The sequence below is a fragment of the Streptomyces sp. R21 genome, from assembly GCF_041051975.1.
GTDB lineage: Bacteria > Actinomycetota > Actinomycetes > Streptomycetales > Streptomycetaceae > Streptomyces.
The window spans coordinates 7272176-7291961 of the sequence record NZ_CP163435.1 but is presented as its reverse complement, the minus strand read 5'-3'; the positions used below and the strand labels follow the sequence as shown (position 1 = coordinate 7291961).

Annotated in this window: 17 protein-coding genes; 7 read left to right on the top strand and 10 right to left on the bottom strand. The window is 71.9% G+C overall.

Features of this window, described 5'->3' with window-relative positions; all coding sequences use genetic code 11:
- Nucleotides 1-2: 2 nt before the first annotated feature.
- The 6 genes from AB5J56_RS32360 to AB5J56_RS32335 all read right to left on the bottom strand — a co-directional run bounded on the left by AB5J56_RS32360 (nucleotide 3) and on the right by AB5J56_RS32335 (nucleotide 8911).
- Nucleotides 3-2264, bottom strand: a complete 2262-nt coding sequence (locus AB5J56_RS32360; RefSeq protein WP_369237775.1) for a serine/threonine-protein kinase — start codon at nucleotides 2262-2264, stop codon at nucleotides 3-5.
- 101 nt (nucleotides 2265-2365) lie between these two features.
- The gene (locus AB5J56_RS32355) at nucleotides 2366-5488 is read right to left on the bottom strand and encodes an efflux RND transporter permease subunit (RefSeq protein ID WP_369237773.1); all 3123 of its coding nucleotides are present in this window, start codon (nucleotides 5486-5488) and stop codon (nucleotides 2366-2368) included.
- Nucleotides 5489-5686: 198 nt separating this feature from the next.
- A complete protein-coding gene (locus AB5J56_RS32350) occupies nucleotides 5687-6370 on the bottom strand; it encodes a response regulator (RefSeq protein ID WP_369237771.1) in 684 nt (227 codons plus the stop codon).
- A complete protein-coding gene (locus AB5J56_RS32345) occupies nucleotides 6367-7590 on the bottom strand; it encodes a sensor histidine kinase (RefSeq protein ID WP_369237769.1) in 1224 nt (407 codons plus the stop codon). The genes AB5J56_RS32350 and AB5J56_RS32345 overlap by 4 nt, the downstream gene beginning before the upstream one ends.
- 190 nt (nucleotides 7591-7780) lie before the next feature.
- The gene (locus tag AB5J56_RS32340) at nucleotides 7781-8059 is read right to left on the bottom strand and encodes a hypothetical protein (protein WP_369237767.1); all 279 of its coding nucleotides are present in this window, start codon (nucleotides 8057-8059) and stop codon (nucleotides 7781-7783) included.
- A gap of 42 nt (nucleotides 8060-8101) precedes the next feature.
- A complete protein-coding gene (locus tag AB5J56_RS32335; RefSeq protein WP_369237765.1) occupies nucleotides 8102-8911 on the bottom strand; it encodes a PspA/IM30 family protein in 810 nt (269 codons plus the stop codon).
- A gap of 299 nt (nucleotides 8912-9210) precedes the next feature.
- On the opposite strand from AB5J56_RS32335, the gene AB5J56_RS32330 reads away from it, so the two are divergent.
- On the top strand, nucleotides 9211-9837 hold the full coding sequence (locus AB5J56_RS32330) for a DUF3043 domain-containing protein (protein ID WP_369237763.1): 627 nt from the start codon (nucleotides 9211-9213) through the stop codon (nucleotides 9835-9837).
- 83 nt (nucleotides 9838-9920) lie between these two features.
- A complete protein-coding gene (locus AB5J56_RS32325) occupies nucleotides 9921-10622 on the top strand; it encodes a class I SAM-dependent methyltransferase (RefSeq protein WP_369237761.1) in 702 nt (233 codons plus the stop codon).
- 124 nt (nucleotides 10623-10746) lie between these two features.
- On the opposite strand, the gene AB5J56_RS32320 is transcribed toward AB5J56_RS32325, so the two are convergent.
- Complete coding sequence (locus tag AB5J56_RS32320; protein ID WP_369237759.1) at nucleotides 10747-10995, bottom strand: hypothetical protein; 249 nt, start codon at nucleotides 10993-10995, stop codon at nucleotides 10747-10749.
- 113 nt (nucleotides 10996-11108) lie between these two features.
- Between AB5J56_RS32320 and AB5J56_RS32315 the strand changes: the two genes are divergently transcribed.
- Nucleotides 11109-12311, top strand: coding sequence for a bifunctional adenosylcobinamide kinase/adenosylcobinamide-phosphate guanylyltransferase (locus AB5J56_RS32315; protein WP_369237757.1), 1203 nt, complete (start codon nucleotides 11109-11111; stop codon nucleotides 12309-12311).
- Between the two features lie 25 nt (nucleotides 12312-12336).
- Here the strand turns inward: AB5J56_RS32315 and AB5J56_RS32310 are convergent, their stop codons facing one another.
- On the bottom strand, nucleotides 12337-13398 hold the full coding sequence (locus tag AB5J56_RS32310; RefSeq protein WP_369237755.1) for a class I SAM-dependent methyltransferase: 1062 nt from the start codon (nucleotides 13396-13398) through the stop codon (nucleotides 12337-12339).
- 123 nt (nucleotides 13399-13521) lie between these two features.
- On the opposite strand from AB5J56_RS32310, the gene cobT reads away from it, so the two are divergent.
- The 3 genes from cobT (at nucleotide 13522) to AB5J56_RS32295 (ending at nucleotide 17341) form a co-directional block, all read left to right on the top strand.
- Nucleotides 13522-14682 carry a nicotinate-nucleotide--dimethylbenzimidazole phosphoribosyltransferase gene (gene cobT, locus AB5J56_RS32305; protein WP_369237753.1) on the top strand — a complete coding sequence of 387 codons (1161 nt, stop codon included), beginning with the start codon at nucleotides 13522-13524 and terminating at the stop codon, nucleotides 14680-14682.
- A 164-nt stretch (nucleotides 14683-14846) separates the two neighbouring features.
- Complete coding sequence (locus AB5J56_RS32300; RefSeq protein WP_369237751.1) at nucleotides 14847-16643, top strand: phosphatidylglycerol lysyltransferase domain-containing protein; 1797 nt, start codon at nucleotides 14847-14849, stop codon at nucleotides 16641-16643.
- Nucleotides 16640-17341 (top strand): hypothetical protein, encoded by a 702-nt coding sequence (locus AB5J56_RS32295; RefSeq protein ID WP_369237749.1) that lies wholly within the window; start codon nucleotides 16640-16642, stop codon nucleotides 17339-17341. Before AB5J56_RS32300 ends, AB5J56_RS32295 begins: the two co-directional genes overlap by 4 nt.
- Here AB5J56_RS32295 and AB5J56_RS32290 read toward each other — a convergent pair.
- Together AB5J56_RS32290 and AB5J56_RS32285 are read right to left on the bottom strand one after the other, a co-directional pair.
- Nucleotides 17278-18045, bottom strand: a complete 768-nt coding sequence (locus AB5J56_RS32290; protein WP_369237747.1) for a hypothetical protein — start codon at nucleotides 18043-18045, stop codon at nucleotides 17278-17280. The two genes, AB5J56_RS32295 and AB5J56_RS32290, sit on opposite strands and share 64 nt — an antisense overlap.
- 77 nt (nucleotides 18046-18122) lie before the next feature.
- On the bottom strand, nucleotides 18123-18860 hold the full coding sequence (locus AB5J56_RS32285; protein ID WP_369237745.1) for a VOC family protein: 738 nt from the start codon (nucleotides 18858-18860) through the stop codon (nucleotides 18123-18125).
- Nucleotides 18861-18943: 83 nt separating this feature from the next.
- Between AB5J56_RS32285 and AB5J56_RS32280 the strand changes: the two genes are divergently transcribed.
- Nucleotides 18944-19726 (top strand): adenosylcobinamide-GDP ribazoletransferase, encoded by a 783-nt coding sequence (locus tag AB5J56_RS32280; RefSeq protein ID WP_369237743.1) that lies wholly within the window; start codon nucleotides 18944-18946, stop codon nucleotides 19724-19726.
- Nucleotides 19727-19786 lie beyond the last annotated feature (60 nt).

Sequence of the window (19786 nt, the reverse complement as noted above, 5' to 3'; positions counted from 1 at the left end):
CGTCACCCCGAGACGGGCTTCCGCTCGGGGTGCGCGGGGTCGAGGGTGAAGAGCGTGCCGTCGGGGCTCGGCACCACCAGGGCGCCCTGGTGGAGGAGGAGCCCCGGAGGGCCGCCGAAACTGAGCACCCGGTCCGCGCGCGGACCGGACTCCCACAGCGGCGTGCCCTTGCGGGCGTCGAGGGCGGCTACGCGTCCGCTGGCGCTGACGACGAACACGCTGCGGCGCCCGTCGGCCACCGGTGTGCCCGGCTGCTCCAGCGTCGTCGCCGTCTCCCACAGGCGCTTGCCGGTCACCGGGGAGACCGCCGTCACCCGGCCGCTGGAGGTGGCGAAGCAGAGCACACCGTGCACCAGAGCCATGCTCCCCCGCTGCTCCTGCGCCAGCTTGGTGGTACGGGCGCTGTCGTCGGCGGGGTCGACCAGTACCGCCCGGGCGTACCCGTTGTCGTCCGCGGCCGAGGCGCTCGTACGCCGTTCGACGAAGACCAGGCGGCCGTCCAGGACCCCGGCGTACGTCGCTTCGACCGAGGGCGCGGAGCGCAGTCGGCGCAGCGAGCCGTCGGTCGGGTCGACGGAGAGCAGCAACCGGTCCGCGCCGGATGCGGTGTGGTAGTCGACGCAGTCCGCGTAGAGGCGGTCGCCGCCGGCGAGGAACGCGCAGCGGTAGCCGGCCGGCATGGTCATCGTCCAGCGCGCGGTGCCGTCACGCGGGGAGCGGGCGGTCACGGCGGAGCCGTCGGGAGCGAGAACGAGGCCGCCGAGGAGCACCGCGTCGGCGTACTGGTCCTGCACCGGCCGGGACCACAGCCGTCTGCCGTTGTCGGTGGCCAGGGCGGAGACGGTGGCGGTCGTGTCGTTGCCCGCGGCGTTCATGACCGTCTCCCGCACGAGCAGCACACCGTCGCGCACGGCGAGGACGCGGGCGCCGTAGTGGTCGAGGGGCGTGTCCCGCGGCACGGGCGCGGCCCGCCAGAGGGTTCGGCCGGTCGACGCGTCGACGCGGACCGGCAGGATGCCGCTGCCGGAGCAGTAGACGGACCCGCCGCCCTGCACGCAGGCCGGCTGCGCCCCCGAACCGCTGCCGTCGGTGTTCACCCCCGGCGCGTGCTTCACACCGGCGGCGGCGGTCGCGTACAGCGTGGTCTGCCAGGGTTGCCAGCCGGCCGGAACAGCCGCCCAGCGAGCGTCCGGGGCACTCGGTGACGGCCCGGCGGCCCCCACGGAGTCGCCGCCCTTGAGCGGTCCGAGGAAATAGGCCAGGAGCGCGGCCACGAGCACGCCGGCCACCGCGGCCGGCACCGCCAGACGGCGGGCGCGGGTCCGGCGGGCGACAGGCGGGGGCTCGACGGGGGCGAACGCCGGTCGGGGTCCCTCGGACGGGACGGCGGACGGCGCAACCGTGGGCTGCGGATCCGGATGGCGCTGGGACACCGTGGGCGTCTCGTCCGGTCCCGGGTCCGGCAGGGCGCTCGCGAAGGCGCGGGCGAGTTCGTCGAGGCCGGGGCGGGCGGCGGGCTCCTTGGCCAGACAGCGGGACACGACCTCGCGCAGCGGCACGGACACGGCGTCCAGCACCGGTTCCTCGCTCATCACCCGGTACGCGGCCAGATAGGGGCTGTCGGCGTCGAAGGGCCCGTGTCCGGTGGCGGCGAACACCACCAGGGCGCCGAGCGAGAAGACGTCGGAGGCGGGCGCCACCGAGCGGGCGTCCGCGAGCTGCTCGGGGGACATGAAGGGCGGAGTGCCCATCATGTGCCCGGTCTCGGTCAGCGCCTGGTTCTCCGCCGCGCGGGAGATGCCGAAGTCGATGACGCGGGGGCCGTCCTCGGCCATCATCACGTTGGCCGGCTTCAGGTCGCGGTGCACGACTCCGGCCCGATGGATCTCCCGCAGTGCCTCCACCAGCCCGAGGGCCAGCCGTCGCAGTTCGGCGCCGTCCAACGGGCCGCCGGCCCGGATGCGGGCGGCCAGCGAGCGCCCGGGCACGTACTGAGTGGCCATCCAGGGCCGCTCGGCGTCCGGGTCCGCGTCCACGACCGGCGCGGTGAAGGCGCCGCTCACCTTGCGGACGGCCGCGATCTCCTGCCGGAAGCGAGCGCGGAACACGGCGTCCGCGGCGTACTGGGCGTGCACCACCTTGACCGCGACCTCACGGCCCGACCGGGATCTCGCCCGGTAGACCACGCCCATGCCGCCGGCCCCGAGCCGGTCGACGATCCGGTACTCGCCGAGCGACTCGGGATCACCCTCGTACAGTGCCACCGCCCTGTCCCCCTCCCCCGCAGAGCAGTTCGAGATCACAGGATATGAAAGCCCTGTGAGGGAGGGGACACCGGTGCGGCTGGATCAGCGGCGCGGCGGGATCAGACTCCCACCGGCTCCGACTCCGGCTCGTCGGAGGCGGACTCCGCAGGGGCGGGTACGCCCTTCTTCGCCGCACGCTTCTTCGCCCGGCGCTCCTTGCGCAGTTCGAGCATCGCGTAGAGCGTCGGGACGAGGAGCAGTGTCAGCAGGGTCGACGTGATCAGGCCGCCGATGACGACCACGGCCAGCGGCTGGGCGATGAAGCCGCCCTCGCCGGTGACGCCCAGGGCCATCGGGAGCAGGGCGAAGATCGTCGCCAGGGCCGTCATGAGGATGGGCCGCAGACGGTGGCGGCCGCCCTCGACCACGGCCTCGACGACGCCGTAACCCTGCTTGCGGTACTGGTTGATCAGGTCGATCAGCACGATCGCGTTGGTCACCACGATGCCGATGAGCATCAGCATGCCGATCATCGCGGGGACGCCCATCGGCGTACCGGTGGCGACCAGCAGGCCGATCGCGCCCGTCGCCGCGAACGGGATCGAGACGAGCAGGATCAGCGGCTGGACCAGCGAGCGGAAGGTCGCGACCAGGAGCATGAAGACGATCGCGATGGCGGCCAGCATGGCCAGGCCGAGGTTCGCGAACGCGTCGTCCTGGTCCGAGGAGACCCCACCGATCTCGGCACTCGCGCCGGCCGGCAGCTTCAGCGAGTTCAGCTTGGACGTGAGGTCCGCACTGACCGCGCCCGTGTTGTCGCCGGTCGGCTTCGCCGTGATCGTCGCGGCCCGCTGACCGTCGATCCGGGTCATCGAGACCGGGCCGTCGACCAGCTTCACGTCGGCGATGTCACCGAGCTTCACCGCGCCGAGCCGCAGATCGCGCAGCTGCTCCAGCGTCTCGGCCGGCTTCGCCGCCCTGATGACGACGTCCCGCTCGGTGTCGTCCAGGATCGCCTTGCCGCTCGTGGTGCCGCGTACGGCCTCGGCGACGGCCGCACCGAGGGTGGCGTCGTTGTAACCGGCCGCCGCGGCCTTGGAGTTGGCCTTGACCGAGATGCGCGGCACGCTCTGCGCCAGGTCGCTGGTCACGTCCGTGACATGGTCCAGCTTGGCGACCTCGGCGCGCACCTGGTCGGACGCCTTGCGCAGGACGTCCGCGTCGGCGGACTTGACGACCACACTGAGGTCCTGGTTGCCGAAGCCGTCACCGGCCGCGACCGTGGTCGTACCGACGCCGGAGAGCTTCCCCAGGCCCTCCTCGATCCGGTCCTGGACGTCGTCGGAGGACGCCGAGTCCTCCAGCATGACCTGGTACGAGGCCTGGTTGGTGTCCGTGCCGCCGCCGAAGGCCGCGAGGAAGCCGGAGGAGCCGACCGTGACCTGGTAGTCCTTCACGCCCTTGACGCCGTCGAGCATCTGCTCGACCTTCCTCGCCTGGGCGTCGGTCGCCGCCAGGCTGGTGCCCGGCTTCAACTCCTGCTTGACGGTGAGGACTTCGACATCGCCCTGGTCGAAGAAGTTGGTCTTCAGCATCGACGCCAGACCGCCCGTGCCGACCAGGACGGCGATCGCGATCGCGAGGCTCGTCAGCCGGCGCCGGGTCGCGAAGCGGAGCACCGGCACGTAGCTGCGCTGGAGACGGCTGCGCGCCTCCTTCTCCTCCGCGAGGCGACGGGCCTCGTCGGCGTCGGCCGGGGTGCCCTTCGGGGCGCGCAGGAACCAGTACGACAGCACCGGCACGACCGTCAGCGAGACGAGCAGCGAGGCCAGCAGGGCCGCCGTGACGGTCAGGCTGAAGGAGCCGAACAGCTCGCCCACCATGCCGCCGGTCAGACCGATCGGCAGGAAGACGGCGACCGTGGTGAGGGTCGAGGACGTGACCGCGCCCGCGACCTCCCGTACGGCCTTGAGGATGGCCTCCTCGCGCTCCTCGCCGTATCCGAGGTGGCGCTTGATGTTCTCCAGGACCACGATCGAGTCGTCGACGACCCGGCCGATCGCGATGGTCAGCGCGCCGAGCGTGAGCATGTTGAGGGAGAGGTCCCTCGTCCACAGGACGATCAGGGCCAGTACGACGGAGAGCGGGATGCTCACCGCCGTGACGAGCGTCGAGCGGACCGACGCCAGGAAGACCAGGATGACGAGGACCGCGAAGAGCAGGCCGAGCGCGCCCTCGGTGGTCAGGCCGTGGATGGACTTGGACACGGCCGGGCCCTGGTCGCTGACGACGGTGACCGCCGTGCCCGCACCCAGGTCCTTTCGGAGGTCGGGCAGCTTGTCCTTGACCGCGTCGGAGATGGCGACCGCGCTGCCGTCGTGGTCCATGGTGACCATGACGGCGAGGCTCGGCTTCCCGTCCGTACGCGTGATGGAGTCGGCCTTGGCCTGCTCCTGCGCCACTGCGGCGACGTCGGCGAGGCGTACGGGCTTCTTCCCCGGGGCGCCCGTGACCATCAGGTCCTGGATCTGCTGCACGGAGGTGAAGCCGCCGCCGACCTGGACGGTGCGGTTGGCGCCGTCCTCGTCGAAGGACCCGGCCGGAACGGTCGCGCCGCCCGCCTGGAGGGCCTGGCCGAGCGCGGCGGAGGTGAGACCCGCCTTGGCCATCTTCTTGTCGTCGGGCGTGACGGTGACCTGGAGGTCGCGTACGCCGTCCACGGTGACCTGGCCGACGCCGTCGATGTCCTTCAGGGCGGGCACGACGGTGCGGTCGAGCTGGTCGGACAGCGCCTGCTGGTCCTTGCCGGAGGTGACGGCGAGGACGACGGTCGGCATGTCGTCGGTCGAACCGGCGATGACCTGCGGGTCGACGTCGTCCGGAAGCTGCACGCGGGCGCGGTTGACGGCCTGCTGGACGTCGGCGACGAGCTGCTTGGTGTCGTTGCCGTAGTCGAAGGACGCCATGATCACGGCGTTGCCCTCGCTGGCCTTCGACGTGACGCCCGTGATGCCGTCGACCGATTCGAGGTTGTCCTCGATGGGTTCGACGACCTGCTTCTCGACCACATCGGGGGACGCACCCTGGTACGGCGCCAGCACGGACACCATGGGCAGCTCGATGGTGGGCAGCAGCTGCTGCTTGAGCTGGGGGATCGCGATCGCACCGAACGCGAGCGCGACGATCGACATCAGACCTATGAGGGCCCGTTGCGCGAGGCTGAACCTCGACAGCCAGGACATGGGTGGCGGATCTCTCTTCTGTGGCGTGAGCGGAAGAAGAGCCCACATCCGCGTCGTTCCGTGCCGCTGGGCGCAGAAGAAACGCACATGTGAGCGCTCGTCCTCACACACTGAGCCATCCGTCAGGGCCGATCCGTAGCCCCGAGGACCATTTCCTTATACGGCTCCTACTGCGGGCGCAGTACGCCTCGGTGGACCTCACTCCACCCTTGGACGGACCAGCCCGGACTCGTACGCGATCACCACCAGCTGGGCCCGGTCCCGGGCGCCCAGCTTCGACATGGCCCGGTTGACGTGCGTCTTCACGGTCAACGGGCTGACTTCGAGCCGCTCGGCGATCTCGTCGTTCGAGTGCCCGCCCGCGACCTGGACGAGGACCTCGCGCTCCCGGACGGTCAGCGCGTCGAGCCGCTCGGCGCGGGCGGGGTCCCGCCCGTCGTCGCCCGCGTCGCCCTGCGCGAGGAACTTGGCGATGAGCCCCTTGGTGGCCGCGGGCGACAGCAGCGCCTCTCCACCCGCCGCGATCCGGATCGCGTTCAGCAGTTCCTCGGGCTCCGAGCCCTTCCCGAGGAACCCGGACGCACCGGCGCGCAGCGACTGCACCACGTACTCGTCGACCTCGAAGGTCGTCAGCATGACCACCCGTACGTGTGCGAGTCCGGGATCGGCGCTGATCAGCCGCGTGGCGGCGAGCCCATCGGTTCCCGGCATCCGGATGTCCATGAGCACGACATCCGCGCGCTCCTCGCGGGCGAGCCGCACGGCTTGCGCGCCGTCCGAGGCCTCCCCCACGACCTCCATGTCGGGCTCGGAGTCGACGAGCACACGGAAGGCGCTGCGCAGCAACGCCTGGTCGTCGGCGAGCAGGACACGAATGGTCATGCGGGATCAGCCCCCAGGGCAGGCGTGCGGTTCTTGACCGGAAGGATCGCATGGACGCGGAAACCGCCGCCGTACCGGGGAGCGGCGGTGCAGGTGCCACCGAGCGCGGTGACCCGCTCGCGCATCCCGAGCAGCCCGTGCCCGCCGCCGTCCTCGGGCTCATGATCCTTCCCCGGCCCGTTGTCGAGCACGGTCACTTCCACATTCGGTCCCACGCGTACGACGCTGACCTCGGCCTTCGCCTCCGCGCCCGCGTGCTTCTGCACATTGGTGAGGGCTTCCTGGATGACGCGGTACGCGGCGAGGTCCACGGCGGCGGGGAGGGCGGTGCCGTGGTCGGTGCGGGCGACCTCGACGGGCAGGCCCGCGTTGCGGAAGGTGTCGGCGAGCTCGTCGAGCCGGGCGAGCCCGGGGGCGGGCTCGGTGGGCGCCTCCGGATCCCCGCTCTGCCTCAACAACCCCACGGTGGCCCGGAGTTCGTTGAGGGCCGACCGGCTGGCCTCCCGCACATGAGCGAGCGCCTCCTTCGCCTGGTCGGGCCGCTTGTCCATCACGTGCGCGGCCACCCCCGCCTGCACATTGACCAGGGCGATGTGGTGGGCGACGACGTCGTGCAGATCCCGGGCGATCCGCAGCCGCTCCTCGGCGACGCGCCGCCGCGCCTCCTCCTCGCGGGTCCGCTCCGCACGCTCGGCGCGCTCCCGTATCGCGTGCACGACGGCCCGCCGGCTCCGTACGGCGTCGCCCGCCGCGGCGGCCATGCCCGTCCAGGCGAAGATGCCGAGGTTCTCCTGCGCGTACCAGGACAGGGGCCCCGCGAGCATCGCGGACGCCGTGAGCACGGTCATCGTGAGCAGGCCGACCCGCCAGGTCGTGGGGCGGTCCGTGGCCGACGCGACCGTGTAGAGGGCGATCACGGCGGACATCGCGACCGGGGCCCGGGGGTCGCCGGTGATCACCTCCACGAGGGAGACGGCCACGGTTGCCGCGAGCACCGTCACAGGGGCGCTGCGGCGGAACACCAGGGCCGCCGCGCCGAGCACCATCAGCGTGAGGCTGAGGGCGTTCGGGGTGCGGGCACCCCACGTGGCGCCGTGCTCGCCGTACGGCTCCACGAAGGAGCCCACGATCATGCAGACCAGCACGGCGAAGGCCAGTGCGGCGTCCAGGGCCAACGGGTGGGCGCGGAGTCTGCACCGGGTGCGCTCTAGGGTGCTCACGGGCTTACGGTACGGGGCCCCTGCCGGGGGTGGAACCTGCGCTACCTGGGCTTCGCCGGGGTAGGGCTGGCTCCGGTCCCCCCCTCGCCCGCAGGGTGGGCGACCACTGCCCGCAGCCGCGATCCGGCACGGCCCCGACCCACCCACCGGCACAAGGCGCCCACGCCAGCGAAAGGCGCCCCCGCCAGAGTCAGCCCGGAATCAGCCCATCGTCGCTCAGCATCTCGCGGACCTCTTCGAGGGTCGCGTCCGGGGACGGGAGGATGAGTTCGGAGGGTTGCAGGGCGTCGTCGGGGAGCGGATCGCCGAGGTGGCGGACCGCGTCGAGGAGGGCGCCGAAGGTGCGGCGGAAGCCCTCCTCGTCGCCGCTCTCCATTTCGGCGAGCAGCTCGTCGTCCAGCTTGTTGAGCTCGGCGACATGGCCGTCGTCCAGCTTCAACTGCCCCTCCCCCATGATCCGTACGATCATGTCGCCCTCCTAAGGCGTGGGCCCGAGTCGACTACAGGTCGGCTACTGCTTGTCGAAGCGCGGAGTGTCCTGGGGCTGCTGCTGGGACTGACCCTGCCCCTGGCTCTGACCCTGACCGCCTTCGATCGCCTGCTGCTGCGACGAGGGACCACCGGCCAGCTCGGCCTTCATGCGCTGCAGCTCCAGCTCTACATCCGTACCACCGGAGAGCCGGTCCAGCTCGCTCTGGATGTCGTCCTTGGCCAGCCCGGACTGGTCGTCGAGCGCGCCCGAGGCGAGCAGCTCGTCGATCGCGCCGGCCCTCGCCTGGAGCTGCGCGGTCTTGTCCTCGGCCCGCTGGATCGCCAGCCCGACGTCGCCCATCTCCTCGGAGATGCCGGAGAAGCTCTCCGCGATCCGGGTCTGCGCCTGCGCGGCGGTGTACGTGGCCTTGATGGTCTCCTTCTTCGTGCGGAAGGCGTCCACCTTGGCCTGGAGCCGCTGCGCCGCGAGGGTGAGCTTCTCCTCCTCGCCCTGGAGGGTCTGGTGCTGCGTCTCCAGGTCGGTCACCTGCTGCTGGAGCGCGGCCCGGCGGGACAGCGCCTCACGCGCCAGGTCCTCACGGCCGAGCGCGAGCGCCTTGCGGCCCTGGTCCTCCAGCTTGGAGGACTGGCCCTGCAGCTGGTTCAGCTGCAACTCCAGGCGCTTGCGTGAGGTCGCCACGTCGGCGACACCCCGCCGCACCTTCTGCAGCAGCTCCAGCTGCTTCTGGTACGAGTAATCGAGGGTTTCGCGCGGGTCCTCGGCCCGGTCAAGGGCCTTGTTCGCCTTCGCGCGGAAGATCATCCCCATACGCTTCATGACACCGCTCATGGGCTTCGCGCGCCCCCTTCTGACGGACTCCAGCTCCAGGTACTGCAACAGAACCCACAGTACGGGCCCTGCATCCATTACCGCACTGTTCGGGGACGGATGCGCTCATCCCCAAGGACGACTGCGAACGCGGCTGATCCGGCGTAGGGAGTAGGTGTCCCTCGGGGTCCCCCCGGGGGTCCTGTGGATTCCCCGGACAGTTCCTGAGAAGTCCGCCCGACCGAACCGTGCGCAACGTCCCCTCTGTCCCCCTACAGACGTACGGTGTTGCCGGATCGTTCCCCACTCGAACGACGTCCATGCCCCCGCACCCCGTACCCTTGGGTTTTGTGTTCCGAAGCCGTGCCAAGGATGAGAAGGCCCCCGCCGACAAGGCCCAGGTGACCGACTCCAAGCAGCCCCGTGACCCGCAGGCCCCCAAGGGTCGCCCCACGCCCAAGCGGAGTGAGTCGCAGACCCAGCGCCGCAGCGTGGCCAATACGACGACGTCGCGCAAGGAGGCGTCCAAGCGGCAGCGCGACGAGCGCCGCGTCCAGCTGGAGAGGCAGCGCCAGGCGCTGGCCAGCGGAGACGAGCGCTATCTGCCCGCCCGCGACAAGGGTCCGGTGCGCAAATTCGCCCGCGCCTATGTCGACTCGCGGTTCTGCGTCGCCGAGTTCTTCCTGCCGCTGGCCGTGGTCATCCTCGTCCTGAGCATGGTGCGGGTGGGCTCGCTGCAGAACATCGCGCTGCTGCTGTGGCTGGTCGTGATCGTGATGATCGTCGTCGACTCGATCGGCCTCGCGATCCGTCTGAAGAAGCAGCTGGCCACGCGCTTCCCCGACGCCCCCAAGAAGGGTGCGGTCGCCTACGCGCTGATGCGCACGCTCCAGATGCGTCGCCTCAGGCTGCCGAAGCCGCAGGTCAAGCGCGGAGAGCGGCCCTGAGCACGACGTCTTTCTCCGGGGGCGCGGCGAACGCCTGGCTGAGCAAGCTGGGCGGCCTGCGTGATGTCGTACGACAGGAGCTGGTGGCCCGGCAGCTCGACGAGCAGATAGCGGGACGCTTCCCGGTCGGGCAGCGGCTGCGGGTGCTCGACGTCGGGATGGGCCAGGGCACGCAGGCGCTGCGGCTGGCCCGGGCCGGGCATCAGGTGACCGGTGTCGAGCAGGACGCGACGATGGTCGCGACGGCCCGGGAGGCGCTCGCCGCCGAGCCGGAGGGCATCCGGGAGCGGGTGCGGCTCGTCGAGGGCGACGGCCACGACACGGGCGTCCACTTCCTGCCGGGCAGTTTCGACGTGGTGCTGTGCCACGGCGTTCTGATGTACGTCGAGGACCCGGACGCGCTGCTGGCCGGGCTCGCCCGCATGGTGGCGCCCGGCGGCCTTCTCTCGCTCCTGGTGCGCAACGCGGACGCGCTGGCCATGCGGCCGGGCCTGTCCGGCGACTGGGCGGACACGCTGGCCGCGTTCGACACGGACGCCTACGTCAACCGGCTCGGCCTCGCCGTGCGCGCCGACCGGCTGTCCACGCTGACGGCCACGCTCGCCGGGATCGGTGCACCGCTGCACGCCTGGTACGGGGTGCGGGTCTTCACGGACACGGCGGCCGACGGCGCGGCGGTTCCCGAGGACGCGGAGACCCTGCTGGCCGCGGAGGAGCGGGCCGGCCGCACGGATCCGTACCGCCAGGTGGCGGCCCTGCTGCATCTGTGCGGCGTGCGCGGCTGAAGCCGCGCCCTTCCTCTCCCGGAGCACCCGTCCGGGTGAGCACCAGAGGCCCGGCCGGACCCCGAAAGGGACACGAACAGTGCGGTGGGCTGCCGGAAGCGCGGGTTCCGGCAGCCCCGGGGAGCTACGCGTTCTCGGCGCTCTCCGCGCTTTCGGCACTCTCCGCGTTCTCCGCGTGCAGGCTCATCGGCCCGTAGATCTTCGTGCTGTCCTCGAACAGGAAGACCTGGTCCGCGCCCCCTTCGACAAGATCCTTCCAGATCTCGCCGATCCACGATTCGGCGTCCCCCTGCGTGGTGAACTCCTCGGGCACGACCGCGGGCTCAACCTCCGTCCCGTCGGACTTCTCGAACCGCCACGTCCATGCCGCCATGTACGCCTCCAAGATGTGAGCACACTGCAGAGCGGAAGCCGGACATGATCCGGCCCCCGTCCGAAGCCTAGTCGGACGCGCAACACCTGCGGCGACGCGCGAAAATCAACCCCGTGGAACTGACTCTGCTCGGCACCGGAGCCCCTGAGGGCCTGCCCCGTCCCGACTGCCCCTGTGCGGCCTGCGCGACCGCGCTCGGCGAGGACGCGCGGGCGGCGACCGCACTCCTCGTCGACGGCACCCTGCTGCTCGACCTCACTCCCGGGGCCGCGTTCGCCGCCGCTCGCGCCGGTCACTCGCTGGGCGGCGTACGGCAGGTGTTGCTGTCGCATCCGCACGACGGGCCCGCGGTCGAGGTCCCGGCGGGGCTGCCGCAACCCGGACGGGTGCCGGACGGCCGCGAGTTGTCGCTGCTCACCGGGCACCGGGTGCGGGCGGTGCCGATGGACGCCCCCGGCACGGGGTACGCGGTGACGAGCCCCGACGGCCGTCGGCTGCTGTACCTGCCCCCGGGCGCGGCTCCGGCGGGACTCGAGGTGAACGGCGAGGGCCCCTACGACATGGTGGCCGCCGACGCCGTGGGGCGCCCGGACGCGCTCGCCCGGCTGCGTGCGGTCGGCGCGATCGGGCCGACGACCGACGTGATCGCGGTCCACCTCGACCACGACGTACCACCCGGCCCCGAACTGCGCCGCCGGCTCGCCGCGGCCGGGGCACGTGCGGTCCCCGACGGCTCGACGCTGACGGTGGGCGTCTACGAGGACGTACCGGACGTGCCCCGCCGCACCCTTGTGCTGGGTGGGGCCCGCTCCGGCAAGTCCGTGGAGGCGGAACGGCGCCTTGAGTCCTTCCCCGACGTCCTCTATGTGGCGACCGGCGGCTCTCGGGGCGGGGACACCGAGTGGGCGTCCCGGGTCAGCGTCCACCGCGAACGCCGCCCCGGCTCCTGGCGCACCGTGGAGACCTGCGACCTCGTCCCCCTCCTCAAGGAGGACGGCGCCCCCCTGCTCATCGACTGCCTCTCCCTGTGGCTGACCGACGCCATGGACTCCGTGAACGCGTGGGACGACGACGAGTGGGCGAGCGGCGGCGAGCGCGCGCTGCGGGCCCGCGTCGGCGAACTGACCGCCGCCGTCCGGGGCACCCGCCGCACGGTCGTCGCCGTCTCCAACGAGGTCGGCTCCGGCATCGTCCCGGCGACCGCGTCCGGGCGCCGCTACCGGGACGAACTGGGGCGGTTGAACGCGGGGTTCGGGGCGGAGTGCGAGTGCCTGCTGCTGGTGGTGGCGGGACAGGCGGTGGTGCTGCGGGGGTGAGCGGCCCACGGAGCGGGGCGGAGCCTCACCGTCGCGCGATGATCCGGTACGTGTTGGAGAACCGGGTGCGCCGCAGCAGCGGAGCGAGGCCGTGGTCCAGCGCGGCCGCCGAGGCGAGCACCGGGGCGGACGCCCGCAGCAGGGCCGTACGCAGCCGCCGTTGCAGCAGGGTCGGGGGCAGCGGCTGCCACGGCGCGTCGGCGGCGGGGAGGACGCGCCCGAGCGCCAGAGCCACGGCGCCGGCGAGGTCGTAGGGGATGTGCGCCGCCCGCCGGTCGGTGACGACGACCTCGCAGCCGAGCGACTCCAGTTCGCCGAGCAGGTTGGGCAGCGGCATGAGGTGAAGGTGGCGCGGCTGGCGGTAGGACACCCACCACTTGCCGAGCAGCGAGCCGAACGCGCAGTCGGGGTCGGGGACTTCGACGAGCAGATGCCCGCCGGGGCGCAGCACGGCGAGCGCGGCGCGGAGTTCCTCGCGCGGGTCGGGGGTGTGCTCCAGGTGGTGGAACATGCTGACGACGTCGTAGCGGGCGCGCAGTCGTTCGGCGATCTCGGGGTCGGTGAGCCGGCCGTGGTGGGCCTCCTCGATCCGTCCGGCGGCGCGGGCCTTGTCGACGCGAGGGGTGGGGTCGAGTCCGTCGAAGGCCGTGTACGGGTGGATCTCCTTGGCGGCTTCGGGGAAGTGCCCGTGCCCGGTGCCGACGTCGAGCCAGCTCTCGGGTTCGGGGTAAGCCAGCATGGCGCGCGCGGCGGCGCGGTGTCGGCGGAGGTTGCCGCGGGAGCCGAGGATGCGCTCGGCGAGCGGGTCGTGGCTCTCGCGGTGCAGGTCTCGGTCGTAGAAGGCCAGACCTTCGGGGGTGAGCCGGGGGTTCTGGAAGGCGTGGGAGCAGTCGCGGCATTCGTCGACGACGAAGGTGCCGGGTTTGCGCTGCACGAGGTCCTGGGTGCGCAGCCGGGTGCGCAGCAGCTTCGAGCCGCACCAGGGGCAGTCCTCGCGGCGCGGTTCGTGGAAGTGGTCGGTGCCTCGGGCGAGTTCGCTCAGGTAGGCGGCGCGCCGCTCGGCGGTTGCCTGCGGGGTGGGGGGCATGGGCGCTCCTGGGGACGGCGGGGCCGTAGGACAATCCGATACAAACCGTACGTATGGGATGGCGATCGTGGGCGCAACGACGTGGCGCCGCCGTGTTCGATCGCTGCCGGTACTGTTCGGCGAATGAGCTCGCTTAATCTCGACGACTTCACCGATCTGATCGAGCGCCCCGACGGCGGGGTCCGCCGCGATGCCGAGGCGCGCCTGGAGCGCCGGATCGTGCCGCCCGGGTCCCTGGGCCGCCTCGACGAACTGGGTGAGTGGCTGTCCGCGGCGCAGTCGGCCGTCCCGGTGCGGCCGATCGCGCATCCGCGTGTGGTGCTCTTCGCCGGCGACCACGGAGTCGCCGAACTGGGCGTGTCGGCCCGTCCGGCGGGCAGCGCCGAGCAGTTGGTGCGGGCGGTCCTGGAGGGCGCGAGCCCGGCGGCCGTGCTCGCCCGGCGGCTCGGTGTGCCGGTGCGCGTGGTCGACATGTCGCTGGACTGCGATCCGCAGGAGCTGCCCGCGGACGTCGTACGGCATCGGGTGCGGCGCGGTTCGGGCCGTATCGACATCGAGGACGCGCTCACCCCGGAGGAGGCCGAGGCGGCGTTCCTGGCGGGTGTCGCGATCGCCGACGAGGAGGCCGACTCCGGTACGGATCTGGTGGTCCTCGGCGATGTGAGCGTCGGCGGGACCACGGTGGCGGGCGTGCTGGTCGCGGCGCTGTGCGGAACGGACGCGTCGGTCGTCACCGGGCGCGGCGGGCGGCCGATCGACGACCTGGCGTGGATGCGCAAGTGCGCCGCCGTGCGGGACGCGCTGCGCCGGGCGCGGCCGGTCCTGGGTGACCAGCTGCAGTTGCTCGCGGCGGTCGGCGGGGCCGACTTCGCGGCGATGACGGGATTCCTGCTGCAGAGCGCGGTGCGCCGGCTGCCGGTCGTCCTGGACGGTGTCGTCTCGGCCGCCTGCGCCCTGGTCGGGCAGCGGATCGCGTTCCGGGCGCCGGACTGGTGGCTGGCCGGGCACAGCAGCGGTGAGCCGGCGCAGGCGAAGGCGCTGGACCGGATGGCGATCGAGCCGCTGCTCGACCACGGGGTGAGGGTCGGCGAGGGTGCGGGCGCACTGCTGGCCCTTCCGCTGGTCCAGGCGGCCGCCGCGCTGTCGGCGGAGCTTCCGGAGCAGCCCGCCGAGGCCGAGGAGGCGCCGGAGAAGCCCTCCGAAGAGGTGTCCGAAGCCGTAACCGCCGATGCTTCTGACGCGGCGCGCGAAGAGGCTTCCGGCGGGGCGCCCACCTCGGAGTAGGCGCCGTACGGGACACGGCCGGTCCGGCTCCCCCGGACCGGCGTCTCCCACTTGGCGCGGCGGCCGCGGAACTTTGCTCGCCCCCTCTCTCACGGAGGGCAGGCCGAATCTCCCGTCCCAGCGTTCCCGCGCCCGCACCACAGCGCCCCATATCATCACCGGTCATGGGAGATGCCCGAATTGCCGCCGCGCAGGAACGGGCCCCGGCCCCCAGGGGCGACGGGGAGCGCCGGTCCACCACCACCTCGCGGAGAGCGGCCGCCTTCGCCGTCTGGTACCTGCGGGCCGTCACGTTCATCAACTTCCTGAGTGCCGTGTGGGTGTCTCTCGGCCAGGACCTGCGCCGGCACAACACCGAGAACTTCTTCACGCCCTACCTGCTGACCGCGGGCTTCGCGTCCGGTGTGTTCACGATGTTCCTGGCCATCACCATGCGGCGCAGGAAACGGGCCGCATGGATCCTGAACTTCGTGCTCAGCGGGCTCTTCCTGCTGCTGTTCGCCTTCGCGATGGCCTTCCCCGAGATCCGGCAGTACGCGCAGAACTGGATCTCGCTCGGCCTGACCGCGGCCTTCGTCCTGTCGCTGGTGCTCGGCCGCCGGGAGTTCTACGCGAAGGGCGACCGGTCGAACCCGAGGCTCGCCGCGGCCGTCGGGATCGGCGGTCTGCTGGTCACCTCGCTGCTCGCCGCGCTTCTGGTGACCGCCACCAACACCGCCGACGACTCGGACCGTTCGACGTTCCTCGACCGGTGGCGCTACGGCACCCTGCGGCTGATCTCCGTCGCCGCCGACGACTCCCACTTCCCCGGGATCACGTCTCCCAACTGGGTCAACGTCACCATCAACGTGCTCAGCACCCTGCTCGTGCTGGCCGTCTTCTACGCGGCCTTCCGCTCCCGCCGCGCCGTCGACGCGCTCACCGAGGAGGACGAGCGGGGACTGCGGGCGCTGCTTGACCGATACGGCGACCGTGACTCGCTCGGCTACTTCGCGCTGCGCCGCGAGAAGAGCGTGGTGTGGTCCCCGACCGGCAAGGCGGCGGTTGCCTACCGCGTCCTCGGCGGGGTCTCGCTGGCCAGCGGCGACCCCATCGGCGATCCGGAGGCCTGGCCCGGCGCCATCGAGCCCTGGCTCGCCGAGGCGCGCGTGCACGGCTGGATCCCGGCGGTGATGGGGGCGAGCGAGGAGGCGGGCACGATCTACGCCCGCCATGGCCTCGACGCCCTGGAACTCGGCGACGAAGCCATCGTGGAGACCGCCGAGTTCACCATCGAGGGCCGCGCCATGCGCACCGTGCGGCAGGCCTACAACCGGGTCAAGCGCGCGGGCTACCAGGTGCGCATCCGGCGCCACGAGGACATCCCGGACGACGAGATGACCTACCTCCTGCGGCGCGCCGACGACTGGCGCGACGGGGCGACCGAGCGCGGGTTCAGCATGGCACTGGGGCGGCTCGGCGACCCGGACGACGGGCAGTGCGTGATGCTGGAGTGCACCGACGCGAACGGTGATCTGAGGGCGCTGCTGTCCTTCGTGCCGTGGGGCCCGAACGGTCTCTCCCTCGACCTCATGCGCCGCGACCGGGACTCCGAGAACGGGCTCATGGAGTTCATGGTCATCGAGCTCCTGCGGCGCGCCCAGGAGATCGGGATCACTCAGGTGTCGCTCAACTTCGCCATGTTCCGATCCGTCTTCGAACGTGGCGCACGCCTCGGCGCGGGACCCGTGCTGCGGCTGTGGCGGTCCCTGCTCAGCTTCTTCTCGCGCTGGTGGCAGATCGAGTCGCTGTACCGCGCCAACGCCAAGTACCGGCCCATCTGGGAACCCCGGTTCCTGCTCTTCGAGAAGAGCAGCGACCTGCTGCGCATCGGTCTCGCGTCCGCGCGCGCCGAGGGGTTCCTGGAGGCGCCGGGCCTGCCGAAGTGGCTGCACCGCAAGCACCTGGAGTCGCACAGATGAACCCACTCGTCCGCTGGGTCCGAGCCGAATGGGGGCTGTTGTACGTCACCGTACGAGCGGCCCTCGTCGAGAGGCACTGGCGGGCGATTGCGATGACCCTCGGGGCCGTGTGCCTGACGGCGGCCTTCCAGTTCGTGCAGAACCAGTCGTGGGGCTATCAGTTCGTGCAGGACGTGGGGGCCGTCCGGGCGCAGGACCCGCTGTGGCTGTCGCTGCTGCGCACCCCGCTCTCCCTGTTCGTACCGGCCCTGGACCTTCCGGTGTGGGGCGCACTGGTGCAGATCCTGCTGGTGTTCGGGATCGCCGAGATCTGCCTCGGCTGGTGGCGCACGCTCGCCCTGGCGTACGTCGCCACGCTGGCCGGCACGCTCTACGCGCGCGTGGGCATCTCCCTCGGCCCGGGCAACCCGCTGGGGCTGCCCGCGTCGGACGCGCAGATCGTCGACACCGGTCCGTCGGCGGCCGTGGTCGCCCTCGCCGTGTTCGTGGCATACCGCTATCGGGCGTACGTCACGGCCGGGCTGGTCGTCGCGTCGATGGTGATCGAGGTCGCGGTGAAGGAGAACCTGGCGGGCAAGGAGCATCTGGCCGCGATCGCCGCCGTCCTGGTGGTGTGCGCGGTCGCCGCGCCGCGTCACCGGCCGCCGGGCAGGGAGCGGACCGGTTCGGGGTCGGGCTTGCCGCCGATCCAGTCCTGAAGGATACGGCGGGGGCCCGCCCAGCGGCGGTCGTGGTGGTAGACGCGCAGGATCGACCGGGCGCGGGCGCGCGGGCGTCGCCCGTAGAAGCGCCGCGCCCACGGGGAGCCGGGGCGGGCCAGCCGGATCGCGCCGACCAGGGCGACGACGGGGATGATCGCCCCGAAGATCGCGGTGCGTCCCTTGCCCTTGCTGAGGGCGATCAGCGCGAAGCCGAAGTTCGCCACGACGGTGGCGATCGCCCCGCTGCGGTCCTGGAGTTCCTCGCTGCTGAGGTCATTGACCCCGAACGGCAGGAAGCCGCTGAGGACCAGGCCGACCAGGGCCGCGGTGACCGCCACGACCTCGACGCTCTTGCGGCCCTCCTCGGTCCAGTACACGTCGTCGAGGTGCAGGATCAGCGCGAACTCGTCGAGCACCAGGCCCGCGCCCATCCCGAACAGCACGGCGCAGACGGCAGGGCCGATGCCGTGCCGTCCGCTGGCGACCGCGCCGAAGCCGCCGATCACGGTCAGCACCACGCCGGGGACGACGTGGTGGATGTGCAGGCCGCCCGCCTTGACGTTGCCGAACGGGCCCTTGCCCGCGCGGATCAGCCGGACGACGATCCGGGTGATCAAGAAGGTCATGACGAACGAGGCGAGTGCGAGGAGCAGCGGGAGCTTGCCCGGCTCGATGATGTTCCGCTGGAGCCAATGACCCATATACGAACTTTATTCACGCATAAAGGCCGTGCGGTGCATTTGCCGCGAGAACTCGCCCTCGACCGGAAGGCCCCGGGTCAGCGAGGGCTGAGGAGGCAGAACTCGTTGTTCTCCGGGTCGGCCAGAACCGTCCAGGAGATGGCGGACTGGTCGATGCCGGGGTCGGTGGCGCCCAGGGCGCGCAGCCGGGCTTCCTCCGCTGCCAGGTCGTCGCCGGGGTAGGGGGAGACGTCGAGGTGGACGCGGTTCCACACGCTCTTGGTGTCGGGGGTGCGGAGGAATTCCAGGTAGGGGCCGACGCCCTGGGCCGAGCGCATGGACGCGTGGTCGTCGGTGACCTCGTGCAGCGTCCAGTCCATCGCCTCGCCCCAGAACCGGGCCATCCCTCGTGGGTCGGTGCAGTCGACCACCACCGCGGCGATCGGCCCGGTGTCCCGGTAGATCGGACGGGGCTCCAGAACGCAGAACTCGTTGCCCTCCGGGTCGGCCATGACCGTCCAGGGGACATCGCCCTGACCCACGTCGGCGAGCGTCGCGCCGAGATCCTTCAGGCGCGCGACCAGCTCCGCCTGATGGGCGGTCGAGGTGGTGGCCAGATCGAGATGGACCCGGTTCTTCACCGTCTTGGGTTCCGGGCGGGCGATGATGTCGATGCAGACGGCCACGGGGTCGGGGTAGGCGAAGCCCACGGGTTCGAGGTTGGTCACACCGGGTCCCTCGCTGTCGACACCCCAGCCGAGTGCCTCCGCCCAGAACCGGCCGAGCCGGGAGTCGTCCTGGGCCTTCATGTTGATCTGCACGAGTCTTGTTGCCATGCCGAAGATCCTAGAAGCTGAGGATCCTGGACGTTGTCGAAGCCGCCGCGCCGGTCGTCCGGACCGCCGGGTAGCCTGCGCCGGTGTCCAAGACCCCGCTCCCCGACGGCCTCCGCTTCGCCTTCGGCACCCTCACCGTGCTCCCCGTCAAGGTGACCCGCTGGGACCGCGAGGCCGCGCGCGGCGGGATGCTGTGCGCGCCCGTGGCCGGGCTGGTCGTCGGTCTGTGCTCCGCCGCGCTCGGCGGGCTGCTGCTGTTCCTGGACGCGGGCCCGCTGCTCGCCGCCGTGGCCACCGCGGCCGTACCGGCCGCGCTCACCCGGGGCCTGCACCTGGACGGGCTCGCCGACACCGCGGACGGGCTCGGCAGCGGCAAGCCCGCCGAGGACGCGCTGCGCATCATGAAGCAGTCGGACATCGGCCCGTTCGGTGTGATCACGCTGCTGTTCGTGCTGCTGGCACAGGTCGCCGTGCTCTTCCAGGCCTACGACACCTCGTGGGCCCGGGGCGCGTTCGCGGCCGTCGTCTCGGCGACCGCCGCCCGCCTCGCCCTGACACTGGCCGCCCGCACGGGAGTTCCGCCGGCCCGGCCGGAGGGGCTGGGCGCGGCGGTCGCGGGCACGGTGCCGGTGTACGGCGCGCTGCTCGCCGCGGTCCTGGTCACCGGTGCGGCGGCGGGCGCGGGGACCCTGTTCGGGGCGGACGACGTCGTGCGCGGCGCGCTCGCGGTGGTCGCCGCCTGCGCCGTCGCGGAACTCCTGCTGCGCCACTGCACGCGCCGCTTCGGCGGCATCACGGGTGATGTCTTCGGCGGGCTGGCCGAGACGGCGGCGACGACCGCGCTGGTGGTTCTGTCACTGGGCTGACCGGTCGTCAGTGACAGGGTTCTGTCACTGGGCTGAAACGATCCCCGGCCATCCGGCGAA